The 299-nt window shown below is 43.1% G+C and carries 1 protein-coding gene; it reads right to left on the bottom strand.

Annotated features, from left to right (window positions below; all coding sequences use genetic code 11):
• Positions 1–44 precede the first annotated feature (44 nt).
• Positions 45–299: PLP-dependent transferase (locus CWC16_RS19535; RefSeq protein WP_171037710.1), on the bottom strand; the 255-nt coding region annotated here is incomplete at its 5' end.

Genomic DNA, 299 nt, shown 5'->3' with positions numbered 1-299 from the left:
AAAAAGGGGCTTCATACAGCCCCCTTGTAAAAATTAACTTACAGCTATATTTTATCAAACGCCTGCTTAAGATCGTCAATAATGTCTTCTACGTCTTCAAGCCCCACTGAAATCCGAATTAGTCCATCGGAAATTCCCGCAGCTAACCTTTCCTCTTGTGTATAAGGAGAGTGTGTCATTGATGCCGGATGTTGAATGAGCGTTTCTGGGTCACCTAGACTTACCGCTAACGTACACAGCTCAGTCGCATTGATAAATTGTTCACCCTGCTCTAGCGAGCCGTTGATTTCAAAAGCAAT

The organism is Pseudoalteromonas sp. S3776 (genome assembly GCF_005886915.1).
GTDB lineage: Bacteria > Pseudomonadota > Gammaproteobacteria > Enterobacterales > Alteromonadaceae > Pseudoalteromonas.
Note: the sequence above shows the minus strand (reverse complement) of the source record. Positions and strands in the feature narration are given on the sequence as shown.